General features: G+C 52.2%; 14 protein-coding genes and 2 pseudogenes. 7 read left to right on the top strand and 9 right to left on the bottom strand.

Going from position 1 to position 14,853, the window contains the following annotated elements; translation table 11 throughout:
• Positions 1–81 (top strand): annotated as a pseudogene (locus tag AB7E14_RS09575) (AzlC family ABC transporter permease); the annotation flags it as partial.
• Positions 81–404, top strand: a pseudogene (locus AB7E14_RS09580) (AzlD domain-containing protein). The pseudogenes AB7E14_RS09575 and AB7E14_RS09580, both read left to right, overlap by 1 nt.
• 46 nt (positions 405–450) lie before the next feature.
• Here the strand turns inward: AB7E14_RS09580 and AB7E14_RS09585 are convergent.
• From AB7E14_RS09585 to AB7E14_RS09615, 7 genes are read right to left on the bottom strand one after another with little or no spacing between them, the layout of a single operon-like run.
• Positions 451–1,011 (bottom strand): AAA family ATPase, encoded by a 561-nt coding sequence (locus AB7E14_RS09585; RefSeq protein ID WP_042998883.1) that lies wholly within the window; start codon positions 1,009–1,011, stop codon positions 451–453.
• The gene (locus AB7E14_RS09590; protein ID WP_044327151.1) at positions 1,008–1,445 is read right to left on the bottom strand and encodes a PTS sugar transporter subunit IIA; all 438 of its coding nucleotides are present in this window, start codon (positions 1,443–1,445) and stop codon (positions 1,008–1,010) included. Before AB7E14_RS09590 ends, AB7E14_RS09585 begins: the two co-directional genes overlap by 4 nt.
• 32 nt (positions 1,446–1,477) lie before the next feature.
• On the bottom strand, positions 1,478–1,747 hold the full coding sequence (locus AB7E14_RS09595; protein WP_042998881.1) for a hypothetical protein: 270 nt from the start codon (positions 1,745–1,747) through the stop codon (positions 1,478–1,480).
• 59 nt (positions 1,748–1,806) lie between these two features.
• Positions 1,807–2,649 (bottom strand): class II fructose-bisphosphate aldolase, encoded by an 843-nt coding sequence (locus tag AB7E14_RS09600; RefSeq protein WP_316962772.1) that lies wholly within the window; start codon positions 2,647–2,649, stop codon positions 1,807–1,809.
• A complete protein-coding gene (locus AB7E14_RS09605; RefSeq protein ID WP_042998879.1) occupies positions 2,636–4,003 on the bottom strand; it encodes a PTS sugar transporter subunit IIC in 1,368 nt (455 codons plus the stop codon). Before AB7E14_RS09605 ends, AB7E14_RS09600 begins: the two co-directional genes overlap by 14 nt.
• Positions 3,996–4,310, bottom strand: coding sequence for a PTS sugar transporter subunit IIB (locus tag AB7E14_RS09610; protein ID WP_042325486.1), 315 nt, complete (start codon positions 4,308–4,310; stop codon positions 3,996–3,998). Before AB7E14_RS09610 ends, AB7E14_RS09605 begins: the two co-directional genes overlap by 8 nt.
• Before the next feature lie 11 nt (positions 4,311–4,321).
• The gene (locus AB7E14_RS09615) at positions 4,322–5,302 is read right to left on the bottom strand and encodes a 6-phosphofructokinase (protein WP_044257191.1); all 981 of its coding nucleotides are present in this window, start codon (positions 5,300–5,302) and stop codon (positions 4,322–4,324) included.
• Between the two features lie 483 nt (positions 5,303–5,785).
• On the opposite strand from AB7E14_RS09615, the gene AB7E14_RS09620 reads away from it, so the two are divergent.
• Genes AB7E14_RS09620 through AB7E14_RS09635 form a run of 4 tightly spaced genes read left to right on the top strand, consistent with a single transcriptional unit; the run spans position 5,786 to position 10,496 of the window.
• Positions 5,786–6,232 (top strand): PTS fructose transporter subunit IIA, encoded by a 447-nt coding sequence (locus tag AB7E14_RS09620; RefSeq protein ID WP_316962773.1) that lies wholly within the window; start codon positions 5,786–5,788, stop codon positions 6,230–6,232.
• Positions 6,233–6,242: 10 nt separating this feature from the next.
• Positions 6,243–7,688, top strand: coding sequence for a PTS fructose-like transporter subunit IIBC (locus tag AB7E14_RS09625; protein ID WP_316962774.1), 1,446 nt, complete (start codon positions 6,243–6,245; stop codon positions 7,686–7,688).
• Positions 7,678–8,748: an aminopeptidase gene (locus AB7E14_RS09630; RefSeq protein WP_316962775.1), complete on the top strand. Its 1,071-nt coding sequence runs from the start codon at positions 7,678–7,680 to the stop codon at positions 8,746–8,748. Before AB7E14_RS09625 ends, AB7E14_RS09630 begins: the two co-directional genes overlap by 11 nt.
• Positions 8,748–10,496, top strand: coding sequence for a putative frv operon regulatory protein (locus tag AB7E14_RS09635; protein ID WP_316962776.1), 1,749 nt, complete (start codon positions 8,748–8,750; stop codon positions 10,494–10,496). The genes AB7E14_RS09630 and AB7E14_RS09635 overlap by 1 nt, the downstream gene beginning before the upstream one ends.
• Before the next feature lie 54 nt (positions 10,497–10,550).
• Here AB7E14_RS09635 and AB7E14_RS09640 read toward each other — a convergent pair whose 3' ends face one another.
• Both AB7E14_RS09640 and fdhD read right to left on the bottom strand, forming a co-directional pair.
• Positions 10,551–10,763: a DUF1471 domain-containing protein gene (locus AB7E14_RS09640; protein ID WP_042998873.1), complete on the bottom strand. Its 213-nt coding sequence runs from the start codon at positions 10,761–10,763 to the stop codon at positions 10,551–10,553.
• A 128-nt stretch (positions 10,764–10,891) separates the two neighbouring features.
• Positions 10,892–11,728, bottom strand: a complete 837-nt coding sequence (gene fdhD, locus AB7E14_RS09645; RefSeq protein WP_316962777.1) for a formate dehydrogenase accessory sulfurtransferase FdhD — start codon at positions 11,726–11,728, stop codon at positions 10,892–10,894.
• Between the two features lie 192 nt (positions 11,729–11,920).
• Between fdhD and fdnG the strand changes: the two genes are divergently transcribed.
• A partial coding sequence (gene fdnG, locus AB7E14_RS09650; protein WP_428169487.1) for a formate dehydrogenase-N subunit alpha occupies positions 11,921–14,853 on the top strand: 2,933 nt, incomplete at its 3' end.

Below are 14,853 nucleotides of genomic sequence, written 5' to 3' on the forward strand. Positions count from 1 at the left end.
TCGCTCGCCGCCGTGCCTTTCGCGCCGGTCGGGCTGCCAGTTCTGCTCTCCCTGCTGGGCTTACTGACGAGGAAAAAGTAATGGGTCACATGACGCTGTTTATCGTCGGTATCGCCATTTGATCGGCAGGCACCTATTTAATGCGCCTCGGCGGCGCCAGACTGGGCAGTCGCCTGGCGCTCTCTGAACGCGCTCAGGCACTGTTATCCGATGCCGCCACGGTACTGCTGTTTTCCGTCGCCCTTGCCACCACCTTTTATGAAGGCGAGCATTTTGCTGGCATGGCACGCGTTCTCGGCGTGGCGTTCGCGGTCTTTCTCGCCTGGCGTAAGATGCCATTGATTGTGGTGATCGTCGCCGCCGCCGTGGTGACCGCGCTGCTGCGAATGGTAGGGATACACTAAAAAAGCGCCCGCGGGCGCCCTTGAAGGGGTAACGACACTCTACCGTTCAGGTTTTGTCTATCTGTTCGTCTATCCAGGCGATAACGGATTCAATATCCAGCGTTTGCTGTTGATCTACCGTAAACACCGGCCCGAGCCGCATCGGTTCGGCGCGTTCTGCCAGTTGCGCCAGTTCGGGTAGATACTCCTCACCGGGATGACCCGGTTTGCGATCCTGTAAGCGGGTGGCATAGCGCGTCACTGCCAGCTCAGGCGTGATCTGATTCCACACTTCCAACACCTTCTCAACACCCGCCTGCTGCAAGAGTTGTTGCAACCTCTCGCGAGGCTGAAAGCCAAACCAGGCATCAACCAGCCAGACAACGTTCGCCGGAGCGTGGCCAATAATAGACCAGATCACCTCATAGGCCGCACAGCCCAACTGCCGGTTGAAAGGCCGGTCGATATCCGTAAAGCGTGCCATAAACGGCTCTTTGATCCCATCAATCGTCAGCAGTGGCAAACTGAAGGTCCCGGAGAGCTGATGAGTAATGGTACTTTTACCTGAAGCGGGGATCCCGTTAATCAGAATCACTGTTTTACAGTCCGGCGAGAGGTGTCGTTTCATAGCAACGCGACCACCTCTTCCCGGGAACGTGCCGCCCGCAACTTCGCCATGCGTTCATCGTTATCGAGTAAGGCGACAATGGCGCGGATGCCCTCTTCAATATGCGCATTACTGTCCTGCGCACCAAACATAATGACAATGTCGGCGGCTTCACTGTCGGCAAACTGAATGGGCTTATCCAACAGCACCATGCTAAAACAGTTACGCTTCACCCCACATTCTGGACGGGCATGGGGGATCGCAACCCCTTCATCAAATACATAATACGCCCCATGACTGAGGGTGTTGTCGATAACCGCCTGACCGTATTCCGCTGAAATATACCCTTTTGCGACCAACGGTCTGGCCGCCAGTTGAATCACCTTCTGCCAGTCGTTTTCCGCGACGCCAACCTGAATGGCATCGGCCTCGATCAGTAATTCTTTTATCGTCATGACGACTCCCTAAGCGCTTAATAAACCCGACGCTAAATATTCCGGCGAATAACATTACGCAACTCATCTATACGCACAAAAAGCGAATCAATATCCTGCCGGTGCGTCTGGCTTTTGGCATAGACCGACAGCGCCCGGTTATAGATCAGCATTAATGCTTTCTGTATTTCACCATTACCCGGGTTGCCCTGCAGTTCACCTTCCAGCCTGGCGATTTCTCCTGCCAGAACACGGGACTGTTCATCATAATCTTCCGGCGGGCGTGTTTCTTTTTTCCATAACGATTTCAAAGATTCAAACATAGCGATCCCCCGCCCTGATGGACAACAGGGCAACAAAACATCATTTATTAATAACGGAGTTATTTAAATAACGCGATCTTTTCCATTAATACCTGGGTGACGGCATTATTTGCCGGAATTAAAAACTTACGTACGCTGTCATTCACTTTGCCTTTCTCAAAGGTATTTTTACACTGGTCGACCCACTGTACGTTCATTTCCGTGCCGACATTCACTTTATTAATGCCTTCAGTGACGGCCAGGCGCATATCGTCGTCACTCACCCCCGTCCCCCCGTGTAATACCAGTGGAACACCGGTCGCGGCGCTGATCTCTTGCAGCCGCTGATGTTGAATCTGCGCCTTGCCGGTATACAGGCCGTGTACCGTACCCACCGACACCGCCAGCATGTCGACTCGCGTTTCCTCAACGAAGCGTTTGGCATCTTCTACCGTCGTAAAGCAGATATCCTCTGCCGCCACTGCTTTGCCATCCTCTGAGCCACCAATAGCCCCAAGCTCGCCTTCCACCGTAATATTGCGCGGTCTGACCATCTCCACCACGATGCGGGTATTACCGATATTCTCTTCCAGTTCCAGGTGCGAGCCGTCATACATGACCGAGGAAAATCCGGCATTCATCGCCGTCTCAATGGCGCTGATATCAGAGCAGTGATCCAGATGCAGACAGGTTGGGACATTCTCGCTCTCCGCCAGCGAACGCACCGCATCAACCAGCAGGCGATAACCCAGATATTCTGCCGTCCCGGTTGAAATCTGAATCATTAACGGGCTATTCGTTTTTTGCGCCGCTTTAAAAAACGCAGGTAGCATTTCAATACAGTGCAGATTAAAGGATCCAATCGCTTTGAAATTTCTTTCCTGGCCGATTTTTAGGATCTCGTTGAAATTATACAGACTCATGAACATTTTCCCCTTTTGGCTTAGCGGATTTACCGTTTACGAACCATGCCAGTGCGGCAACAAAAACAATGAACAACGCGACAAACAGCCAGTTATTCTGGAAGGCGTGGCCTAAAACGAGGCCGGAACTGATGACGTCAGAATCGCTGAACGTGACGCCGGTGAAACCGTAGGTTTCCAGCATCGGCACCAGAATCGCAGGCAGGAAGGTGATGAACAGCCCGTGAACTACGCCGCCGATCATCGCGCCACGACGGCCGCCCAGCGCGTTGCCAAAGACGCCCGCGGTCCCCCCGGCGAAAAAGTTAGTTAGCAGACCCGGCAGGATCATCGCCAGACCAAACATCGGGAACACCAGCATACCGATGATGGAACCGACAGTGGTCGCCAGGAACCCAACAATCACCGCGTTGGGGGCATAAGGGAACAGAACCGGGCAATCCAGCGCGGGCTTTGCATCCGGAACGATACGCATAGCGATACCGCGAAATGCCGGAACCAGTTCGTTGAGCAGTAAGCGCACGCCGCTGTAGAGCACGAAGACACCGGCCACAAACTGAATGGACTGCATGAAGGCATACATCAGATAGTTCACGCCGCCGGAGAACTGGGCGATATATTCCGGACCCGCCGCCAGCGCCGGAATGAGGTACATCGGCACCATCACTACCGCCATGGCGAGATAGGTATCCTGTAAGAACTTGAAATTATCGGGTAATTCAAGGTCTTCCGTGGAGCGAGATCCTTTGCCCACCACTTTAGCCACCGCCGCCTGCACGAGATAGCCAATAGTACAAAAGTGCCCCAGTGCCACATCATCCGAGCCGGTGATGCGCCTGACCACCGGTTGCGCCAGCGCAGGCATCAGCACCGCCATCACGCCGCCAAAAACCCCGCCGGTCAGAATCAACGGCAGTCCGGTGAGCCCCGATTTATAGCCAATGACCGCGCCAATGGTCGCCATCCACAACAACGCTTGTCCGGTCAGGAAGATGTATTTCAGCGGTGTCAGACGCGCGATGATGATATTGACGGCAAAAATCACCATCAGGGTTAACGCTACTTCTGAGCCCAACTCACGGTTAGCTAACCCGGCGATGGCAGCCACATCGGTAATGTAGCCCTTCATACCAAATCCCTGAGTAAAAATATCGTTCAGGAAGGTCAGTGTGGCGACAATAATATTGATCCCGGCCATCATGATTAAAAAACCGAGCAGCGTTTTAAACGTCCCCTCTGCGGTTTTTCCCGGTGATTTCTTTTGCAGGATCAGTCCGAGCATCGCGATAAAGGCGATTAATATCGACGCCTGACCGAGCAAATCTTTAACGATGAATTCAACGAAGCTATTCATAATGAGCTACCTTCAGATTCCGCTCTTTTAAAAACGCGACGATTTTGGCTTCAATTTCGTCTTTGTCCGTGAGCTTATTCAGAACCACGACCCGTTTAATTTCTTCTTCACTGGCATCCGCCGTTAAGATGTCAGCAAAGGTTTTTTGCGTCAGGATCATGTCAGATTTAAACGCCCCTGCTTCAGATACCGTGGTATGTTCGATATGCGCAGGAATTTCCAGTTTCTTTAAAACCGCTTTCGCCGTCATTTCAATAGCAAAACTTGAACCGAGGCCGCAGCCACATACGCAAAGAATTTTCAGCATGTAAGGTCTCCTCAAATAATATTGAGTTGTTTGGCAAGTTTGTAATGATGTCCTTCTGTATCGACCAGACGTTTTTTCATACTTACGAGATCAATCGGAATAGGTTTATTGCTTTGATTTATAATAATCGCTTTATTTTTCATCCCTGACTGGATGCATCGAACCACTTCGCTCGCCATGATGGTGCCCTGATAAATTTCTTCACAGGTCGGATCGCCATTACGTAAACCGTAGCCAACAATTGTTTTACGAATTCGCTCGCCAATACGTGGTTCGAGTTGTTTTATCATGGTGTCAATCGCCCCCTGAAAACCGGGAGAATATTCTCTGGTGTAGCCTTCTGAGCACAGAATAATCACGCTATTCTGGACGGTCAGTTTTTGCCTTACCCGTTCCGCTAAGGCGTCAAGCGACATCTGGCATTCCGGAATCAGGGCGATATCCGCATTGCATTTAATTGCGGATTGCAGCGTTAATTCACCACAATATCCCCCCAATAATTCCACCATAAACACGCGACCAGGTAGCGCTCTGCCCGTATTTCGTAAACGAGAAACCTCCTTAATAATCTGTTCACAGGCGGTCGAAAAACCAATCGTATAATGACTGCCATAAACATCATTATCGATAGTCATCCCCACGCCAAAACAATTAATATCAAATTCGCTCAGGGTATTGAGAAACTGTAAACTGCCGTCACCGCCCGCCATAATTAACACATCAATGTGCAGCGACTTGAGTTTTCTGGCGATCGTTTCATATTCGCTACGCTGCAACTTACGGGTCGTTCTTCCCGAGGTAATGAGAGGTATTGCCGCGATAGAAAAATCGACCAAATCGCGCCATGCCACGTCATGATGATTTTTCTCCAGCAAGCCGGGAATACCACCATTGAATAAGGTAATTTTTGCATCCGCGAGTCGGGCAATCTGGAATATGAAATTATTTATTCCAGACACATCGCCCCCACTAATGACAATACCAATTTTCATTGCGTTTCCTCCGAAGCACCCGTGGAAACATTTTTCCCTGACTTCAAGTCTGCTATTTGCAACGAAGATCACATTATGCTGATAAATTCAGAGGCGAGTAATATTGACAGACTGATTGCATGGTCAATTTTTGTGATGCCAATCACATATAAAAATGAAATTTATCAAAGCGTGATTTTTTAATTCCGTTAATTATCATTTAGTTAATTGAAGCCCCCCTCATCCTTTTTACGCGACCCTATTCTGTACGTCATATCGAGTTTATAAAAAGAGAGAAATGTGAGAAATATCGCATTTTTTTGCGTCCGGGAGGTTTATCAGCGCATTATTTCTTTCTGCGTCGCGTTGCAAAATGTGGCCTTGTGCACAAAGCCTGTTGATGCTTAGCCCACATTATGTCACTCCGCTCAGACATATTGCCGCTCATCTCAATACGAAAGCATCGTTAAAATCGTAGAAAAGAGGTTTTAACGGAGTCTCTCTATGTCAGTGCTTACGGTACGTTGTATTGACCTGAATATTCAGGGCAACAGCCCTTATTCCATTCTGAAACAACTCGCGGAAATGGCGTTTAGGAATGGCGCGATCACCGATCGCCAGTTGTTTTTACAAACGCTGCTGATGCGGGAAAAACTGCATTCTACCGGATTCGGATCAGGTATCGCTGTGCCCCATGGCAAAAGCACCTGCGTAGAACACCCCTTTGTACTGTTTGCCCGTAAAACTCACGGAGTGGACTGGCAGTCCAGCGATGGCGAAGCCGTTAACTGTTGGATCTGCCTCGGCATACCGCAAACCGGCGAAGACGATCAGGTCAAAATCATCGGCACCCTGTGTCGCAAACTTATCCATCAGGATTTCATCAATCAACTGAAGCAAGGTGACGCCACTCAGGTACTGACTTTGCTCAATCAGACCTTAACTTCATAAGGAAGCGGCTATGGAGTCATCCTTACGTTTAGTAGCAATCACTAACTGTCCTGCCGGCATCGCCCACACCTATATGGTGGCCGAAGCGCTTGAGCAAAAAGCACGCTCGCTCGGTCATACGATAAAAATCGAAACCCAGGGGGCAAGTGGTGTAGAAAACCGCCTGACGCAGGATGACATTGCCGCCGCCGATTATGTGATTTTAGCCACCGGGCGTGGCTTAAGTGGTGACGATCAGGCACGATTTGCCGGGAAAAAAGTCTATGAGATCGCCATTTCCCAAGCGCTAAAAAATATCGACCAGATTTTCACACAGTTGCCTTCTTATTCGCAGATATTTACCGCAGATAGCAGCGTTAAACTCGGTAAACAAGATGTCCAGCAAGGCAGTGTCATGAGCCACCTGATGGCGGGGGTTTCCGCTGCGCTCCCGTTTGTGATCGGTGGCGGTATCCTGGTCGCCATCGCGAATATGCTGGTGCAGTTCGGCTTGCCGTATACCGATATGTCGAAGGGTGCGCCGTCATTTACCTGGATTATCGAATCCATCGGCTATCTGGGCTTCACCTTTATGATCCCCATTATGGGGGCGTATATCGCGTGGTCGATTGCCGACAAACCCGCGTTTGCCCCGGCGTTTCTGGTCTGCTATCTGGCTAACGACAAAGGATTGCTCGGCACCCAGTCTGGCGCTGGTTTTCTCGGCGCGGTGGTACTGGGTCTGGCAATCGGCTATTTCGTGCTGTGGTTTCGCAAAGTCCGTCTCGGCAAAGCGCTCCAGCCGTTGCTTGGCTCGATGCTAATCCCATTCGCCACTTTGTTGGTGTTTGGCGTACTGACGTATTACGTTATTGGTCCGGTGATGTCGGATCTGATGAGCGGCCTGCTGCACTTCCTGAACACGATCCCCCCGTCCATGAAAATGGGCGCCGCCTTCCTCGTTGGCGCGATGCTGGCATTTGATATGGGTGGGCCTATCAACAAAACCGCATGGTTTTTCTGCTTCTCACTGCTGGAAAAACATATCTATGACTGGTACGCCATCGTCGGCGTAGTGGCGCTAATGCCTCCCGTCGCGGCAGGCATTGCCACGTATCTGACACCCAAACTGTTTACCTCACAGGAGAAGGCCGCCGCGAGCAGCGCGATTGTGGTCGGCGCCACTGTCGCCACCGAACCCGCAATTCCTTATGCCCTGGCCGCACCGCTGCCAATGATTACCGCCAATACACTCTCCGGTGGTATCACCGGAATGCTGGTGATCGCTTTCGGAATCAAACGCCTCGCGCCGGGATTAGGTATTTTTGATCCGCTGATTGGCCTGATGTCGCCGGTAGGCTCCTTTTACCTGGTGCTGGCTATTGGCCTCGCACTGAACATTGCGTTGATTATCATCCTGAAAGGGCTGTGGCTGAGACGCAAGACCGCGCAACAGGAACATGCACATGAACATTAAGTTACTTCAGCAATTATGCGAAGCCAGCGCGGTCAGTGGCGATGAACAAGAAGTGCGCGCAATTCTCATCAATGAGCTGGAATCCTGCGTGGATGAAATGACGTTTGACGGCCTCGGCAGTTTTGTTGCTCGTAAAGGTCATTGTGGGCCAAAGGTGGCAGTCGTCGGTCATATGGATGAAGTCGGCTTTATGGTCACACATATCGACGATAGCGGTTTTCTGCATTTTACGACAATTGGGAGTTGGTGGAGTCAGTCGATGCTGAACCACCGGGTCACTATTTGTACCCGCAAGCGATTTAAAATCCCTGGTATTATCGGTTCCGTTGCACCGCATGCCCTCACCGAAAAACAGAAACAGCAACCACTGACATTTGACGAAATGTTCATTGATATTGGCGCGAGCAGCCGCGAAGAGGTAGAAAGGCGCGGTATTGCGATCGGTGACTTCATTAGCCCAGAGGCGAACTTTGCCTGCTGGGGCGACGACAAAATCGTCGGCAAAGCACTGGATAATCGTGTCGGCTGCGCCCTGATGGCAGAACTTTTGCAGTCCGTCGATAATCCGAATATCACCCTCTATGGCGTGGGCAGTGTGGAGGAAGAGGTGGGGCTGCGCGGCGCGCAAACCTCAGCAGAACACATCAGGCCCGACGTGGTTATCGTCCTGGATACTGCTGTTGCTGGTGATGTCCCTGGAATCGACAACACCAAATACCCCTTGAAACTGGGTGAAGGTCCAGGGCTCATGCTGTTTGATAAACGTTATTTTCCTAATCAACAGCTGGTCGCGGCATTAAGGACAAGTGCAGAAAACAGTGGCGCCCCTTTACAGTTCTGTACCATGAAAACCGGAGCAACAGACGGTGGACGTTACAATGTGATGGGTGGCGGGCGCCCCGTTGCAGCACTCTGTTTGCCCACCCGCTATCTGCATGCCAATAGCGGCATGATTTCTGCAAAAGATTATGATGCATTGTTTACGTTAGTCCGTGAGCTGCTGACTTCATTGACGGCAGATCAGATCAAAACTTTCACCGACTTTCGCCGGGTGATCTGATGCTCAGTGAACGCCAGTTAACGCTTGTCGACCTTCTTGAACAACGGCCTAACTCACTCAGCGAGCTGGCGCGGCAAACTGGCGTTTCGGGTAGAACAATCCTGCGCGATATTGATTACATCAATTTCACCCTCAGCGGGAAAGCGCGCATTCAGCCTGGTGGCAGTGCGGGTTACCAACTGGACATTATCGACCGGCGCAGCTTTTTTCAGCTTTTACAACGCCATGATAACGACGATCGTTTGCTGGCACTTCTGCTGCTCAATACCTTTACCCCCCGCGTACAACTGGCTTCTTCGCTTAATTTGCCGGAAACCTGGGTCGCAGACCGTCTGTCGCGACTGAAGCAACGCTATGAGCGTGCATTTTGTCTTTCCAGCCGCCCCGGTGTGGGCCATTTCGTTGATGAACCAGAAGAAAAACGGATTGTCCTGCTGGCGAATCTGCTCAAAAAAGACCCGCTGTTAATTCCTCTCCCCGGCGTGACGCGAGACACTGTCGAACGACTTACCAGCGCATGTGAACATCTTCTTGCTGAGTTCCCACTGATGTCGGGAGAATACCTCGCCAGTCTGGTGCTGGCGGTCTATGCACTGCGTAATCAACTCTCGGACACATGGCCGGAATGTCGACATACAATGTTAAAAAATGCCGTAGAACAAGGCGGGATCTATCTTGGCGAGAACGCGTTAAAAACGCTGCACGGACTGCTGGATAAACAGCAACAACAGGCCATGACTTTGTCTGCCGATACCGTGATTGCTTTACTACAACGCGTTCCTGGCGTCGTCACTTTGAACCTTATCGATACGCAACTGGTTGAAAATATCACGGGTCACCTGCTGAGATGCGTTTCGGCCCCCGTTTGGGTACCGGAACATCGCCAGAGCAGCATGAATAACCTGAAAGCGGCCTGGCCCGCTGCATTTGACATGAGCCTGCGCTTCATTGCGCTACTGCGGGAACAGTTAGAAATTCCGCTGTTTGACAGTGATCTGATCGGGCTCTATTTCGCCTGTGCGCTGGAGAGGCACCAAAATGAGCGTCAACCCATCATTTTATTATCCGATCAAAATGCGATTGCCACCATAAATCAGCAGGCCATTGAACGTGATGTATTGAATTGTCGGGTGATCATTGCACGCACTCCCAGTGATGTGTACGCGATAAGACAAGAAGTTGATCCCCTGTTGATCGTCAACAACAGCCACTACTTATTAGATGACTCATTAAAAAATGTCCTGACTATTAAAAATATTATTTCCGCAATCGGGTCCGAACAAATCAAAAATTTTCTTGCCACGGCGTTTATTCGTCAGCAACCGGAGCGCTTCTTCTCTGAGCCGGGCAGCTTTCACTATATGAATCTCGCCGACGAAACCTGGCATAACATTACCCATCAGATTTGCGACAGACTCGTGGCGCAGGAACATATCACCCGTGATGAAGCACAGCGGATATGCGCCCGCGAAGACGAAGGTGAAAACCTGATTATCAATCATCTGGCGATCCCCCACTGCTGGAGTGAACAGACGCGTCACTTTCGCGGGTTCTTTATTACTCTGGCGCATCCCGTACAGGTCAATAATGAGCCTGTCAGCCATGTACTGATTGCTTGCGCTGCCGCTGACGCACGTCACGAATTAAAAATCTTCAGCTATCTGGCCAGTGTGCTGTGTCATCAGCCCACCGAAACCATTTGTGAGTTAACGGGATATGACGCGTTTATGTCGTTGTTAAAACAATAATGACAGACACAAAAAAAGCGCCTCAAGGGCGCTCTTTCGACAATGGAGATGAACTTATTTCAGCAGTTCCGCCGTCATGTGCACGCGGTTACCGGTGTAAGCCTGAGTGATTTTATAGGAGCTTGCACCAGCCTGTTCAGCCTGAGCGGCGATTTTTGCTTCAGCACTTTCCAGAGTAGAACCGGTCGCGGTCACAGACTGGGCAGCAAAAGAACCGAAAGAGGTAGCGAGAGCGATAACTGCGACAAAAGTTTTGATGCTTTTCATGATATAAACCCTTTAACTTAGTTGTTTAAGTAAGGCACCGTGCCTTGATGTGATAAATAATAGGCCGTTACTCAGACAACTAAAAGCGGAAGGATTTGCCCGTCTCATTCAAATTAATTGAATCAAAATCACTCAGCGATTAAACGCTGCGGATGAGTATAAATGGTCGCCCTGCCTGGCTTACAGAACCCCACCAGCGTCAGATTGCAGCGCTCAGCGACTTCCACCGCCAGCGTGGTGGCAGCAGAGACCGCAAACAGAATCTCAACGCCGCACATCGCAGACTTCTGCACCATCTCATAGCTTGCGCGACTGGAAACCAGCGCCGCTCCCGGCACCCAGCTTTCGCCTTCGGCGGCACGGCGCCCCAGCAGTTTATCCAGCGCAACATGTCGACCGACATCTTCATGTCCGCCCGCCAGTTCACCCGATGGCATCACCCACGCCGCAGCGTGCGTACACCCGGTGAGCTGCCCCACAGGCTGAAAATCTTTCAGATGTCTTAATGCGTGATCAAGTCTGGCGAGGTTAAAAGTCTGGGTGAACGGCAGCGGCTGCACCGGTTTACCGATGTCATTGAGCTGCTCAACCCCGCACACGCCACAGCCGGTGCGTCCGGCCAACGCGCGACGGCGTTCTTTCAGCCCCATAAAACGGCGACTGGAAAGCTCGATCTGGACTTCAAGTCCATTACAGGAGGGAACCACATCCATGCCATAGATCTCGCGCGGGCTGTCAACGATCCCCTCAGACAAGGAAAAACCGACTGCAAAATGTTCCAGATCCTTCGGCGAGGCCATCATGACAACATGAGAAATGCCGTTATAAACCAGCGCCACGGGCACCTCTTCAGCGACCTCATCCGGCTGAGGGTGATGCAAATCCTCACGCTTCCAAAGATTAACCTGGCGAGAGCTCGTGACATTAATCACATTTCCGACTTCTTTTGGATGTATCTTATTCACTTTCTTTTAACCGTATAAGAACACACGTACCAACATTGTGGTATTCTGTCGCAAGCCCCTCCTGGATGGGGGGAATTAACCCAATTCTGGACCTTTGCGGTCCCGTCCGCAAAGAAAAATAACAACCACACCCTGAGCGCTCACCAACATGAATGTGAAAGGGATGTGACAATGTCGAAAAAGGAGCAAACCATGCAGGTCAGCAGAAGGCAGTTCTTTAAGATCTGCGCTGGCGGTATGGCAGGCACCACGGCGGCAGCACTGGGCTTCGCGCCCGGCGTAGCGCTCGCGGAAACCCGGCAATATAAACTGCTGCGCACCCGCGAAACCCGTAATACCTGCACTTACTGTTCCGTTGGTTGTGGGCTGTTGATGTACAGCCTCGGCGACGGTGCAAAAAACGCCAAAGCGTCAATCTTCCATATCGAAGGTGACCCGGACCATCCGGTCAACCGTGGTGCGCTCTGTCCGAAAGGGGCCGGTCTGGTGGACTTCATCCACTCCGAAAGTCGCCTCAAATTCCCGGAATACCGCGCGCCAGGCTCGGATAAATGGCAACAAATCAGTTGGGATGAGGCATTTGACCGCATCGCGAAACTGATGAAAGAAGACCGCGATGCTAACTACATTGCGCAAAACGCTGAAGGCGTTACCGTTAACCGCTGGCTGTCTACCGGGATGCTGTGTGCTTCCGCGTCCAGTAACGAAACCGGCTTTTTAACGCAAAAATTCACCCGCGCGCTCGGTATGCTCGCGGTCGACAACCAGGCGCGTGTCTGACACGGACCAACGGTAGCAAGTCTTGCTCCAACATTTGGTCGCGGTGCGATGACCAACCACTGGGTCGACATTAAGAACGCCAACCTCGTCGTGGTGATGGGCGGTAACGCCGCTGAAGCACACCCGGTCGGGTTCCGCTGGGCGATGGAAGCGAAGATTCACAACGGCGCGAAGCTGATTGTGATCGATCCGCGTTTCACGCGTACGGCGTCGGTGGCCGATTTCTATGCCCCAATCCGTTCTGGTACTGACATTGCCTTCCTGTCAGGCGTGATGCTGTACCTGCTGACGAACGAAAAATATAACCGCGAATACACCGAGGCCTACACCAACGCCAGCCTGATCGTGCGTGAAGATTTCGGCTTCGAAGATGGCCTGTTCACTGGCTATAACGCGGATCAACGCAAGTACGACAAGACCAGCAGGAACTATGAGCTGGACGAAGAGGGCTTTGCCAAACGCGATACCACGCTGCAACACCCGCGCTGCGTCTGGAACCTGCTGAAACAGCACGTTTCCCGCTACACGCCGGACGTGGTGGAAAATATCTGCGGCACGCCGAAAGCCGACTTCCTGAAAGTCTGTGAGTACATCGCGGAAACCAGTGCGAAAGACAAAACCGCATCGTTCCTGTATGCCCTCGGCTGGACACAGCACTCCATCGGTTCGCAGAACATTCGCACCATGGCGATGATCCAGTTGCTGCTTGGCAACATGGGGATGGCAGGCGGCGGCGTTAACGCCCTGCGCGGCCACTCCAACATTCAGGGGCTGACAGACTTAGGCCTGCTGTCACAAAGCCTGCCGGGTTACCTGACGCTACCGAATGAAAAACAGCCGGACCTGCAAACGTATCTGGCCGCGAACACGCCAAAACCGCTGTTGAAAGACCAGGTCAACTACTGGGGCAACTACCCGAAATTCTTCGTCTCGTTGATGAAGGCCTTCTACGGCGATAAAGCGACAGCGGAAAATAGCTGGGGCTTTGACTTCTTGCCGAAGTGGGACAAAGGGTACGACGTGCTGCAGTACTTCGAGATGATGAAAGAGGGTAAGGTCAATGGCTATATCTGCCAGGGCTTCAACCCTGTCGCTTCATTCCCGAACAAAAACAAGACGATCGCATCACTGTCCAAACTGAAGTTCCTGGTGACGATCGATCCGCTCAACACCGAGACCTCCACCTTCTGGCAAAACCACGGTGAGTCGAACGATGTGGATCCGTCGAAAATCCAGACCGAAGTGTTCCGCCTGCCATCCACCTGCTTCGCCGAAGAGAACGGCTCGATCGTGAACTCCGGTCGCTGGCTGCAGTGGCACTGGAAAGGCGCAGACGCCCCGGGGATCGCGGTCACCGACGGCGAAATCCTGGCCGGTATCTTCCTGCGCCTGCGCAAAATGTATGCTGAGCAGAGCGGTGCCAACCCGGAACAGGTGCTGAGCATGACCTGGAACTACTCCACCCCACATGAACCGGCATCGGAAGAAGTGGCGATGGAGAGTAACGGGAAAGCGCTGGCCGATCTCATCGACCCGGCAACGGGCGCAGTGATCGTCAAGAAAGGCCAACAGCTCAGCTCGTTTGCTCAGTTGCGTGACGACGGCACCACCTCCAGCGGCTGCTGGATTTTCGCCGGTAGCTGGACGCCGGAAGGCAACCAGATGGCGCGTCGCGATAACGCCGATCCGTCCGGTCTGGGCAATACGCTGGGCTGGGCATGGGCATGGCCGTTGAACCGCCGCATCCTGTACAACCGTGCATCCGCTGACCCGCAGGGTAATCCGTGGGATCCGAAGCGCCAGATCCTGAAATGGGACGGCGCAAAATGGAGCGGGATGGACATTCCGGACTACAGCGCCGCCGCGCCAGGCAGCGACGTCGGGCCGTTCATCATGCAACCGGAAGGGATGGGACGTCTGTTCGCTCTCGACAAGATGGCAGAAGGTCCATTCCCGGAACACTACGAACCGTTTGAAACGCCGCTGGGTACCAACCCGCTGCACCCGAACGTGATCTCCAACCCTGCCGCCCGTATCTTTAAGGGCGACGCCGAAGCGCTGGGTAAAGCCGAGAAGTTCCCGTACGTCGGAACCACTTACCGTCTGACCGAGCACTTCCACTACTGGACCAAGCATGCGCTGCTTAACGCTATCGCGCAGCCGGAACAATTTGTGGAGATCGGCGAGACGCTGGCGAACAAGCTCGGTATCGCCCATGGCGACACTGTTAAAGTCTCCTCTAACCGCGGCTATATCAAAGCCAAAGCAGTTGTGACTAATCGTATTCGCACGCTGAAGGCAGACGGTAAGGATATCGATACTATCGGTATTCCGATTCAATGGGG

This window comes from Citrobacter sp., assembly GCF_050252275.1.
GTDB classification, from domain to species: Bacteria; Pseudomonadota; Gammaproteobacteria; order Enterobacterales; family Enterobacteriaceae; genus Citrobacter_A; species Citrobacter_A amalonaticus.

Bases quoted from the DNA above. Each gene is read 5' to 3' on its own strand.
- AB7E14_RS09630 (WP_316962775.1), top strand. From the start codon at position 7,678: ATGAACATTAAGTTACTTCAGCAATTATGCGAAGCCAGCGCGGTCAGT.
- AB7E14_RS09605 (WP_042998879.1), bottom strand. From the start codon at position 4,003: ATGAATAGCTTCGTTGAATTCATCGTTAAAGATTTGCTCGGTCAGGCG.
- AB7E14_RS09600 (WP_316962772.1), bottom strand. From the start codon at position 2,649: ATGAGTCTGTATAATTTCAACGAGATCCTAAAAATCGGCCAGGAAAGA.
- AB7E14_RS09620 (WP_316962773.1), top strand. From the start codon at position 5,786: ATGTCAGTGCTTACGGTACGTTGTATTGACCTGAATATTCAGGGCAAC.
- AB7E14_RS09595 (WP_042998881.1), bottom strand. From the start codon at position 1,747: ATGTTTGAATCTTTGAAATCGTTATGGAAAAAAGAAACACGCCCGCCG.
- AB7E14_RS09615 (WP_044257191.1), bottom strand. From the start codon at position 5,302: ATGAAAATTGGTATTGTCATTAGTGGGGGCGATGTGTCTGGAATAAAT.
- AB7E14_RS09625 (WP_316962774.1), top strand. From the start codon at position 6,243: ATGGAGTCATCCTTACGTTTAGTAGCAATCACTAACTGTCCTGCCGGC.
- AB7E14_RS09635 (WP_316962776.1), top strand. From the start codon at position 8,748: ATGCTCAGTGAACGCCAGTTAACGCTTGTCGACCTTCTTGAACAACGG.
- AB7E14_RS09640 (WP_042998873.1), bottom strand. From the start codon at position 10,763: ATGAAAAGCATCAAAACTTTTGTCGCAGTTATCGCTCTCGCTACCTCT.
- AB7E14_RS09585 (WP_042998883.1), bottom strand. From the start codon at position 1,011: ATGAAACGACACCTCTCGCCGGACTGTAAAACAGTGATTCTGATTAAC.
- AB7E14_RS09610 (WP_042325486.1), bottom strand. From the start codon at position 4,310: ATGCTGAAAATTCTTTGCGTATGTGGCTGCGGCCTCGGTTCAAGTTTT.
- AB7E14_RS09590 (WP_044327151.1), bottom strand. From the start codon at position 1,445: ATGACGATAAAAGAATTACTGATCGAGGCCGATGCCATTCAGGTTGGC.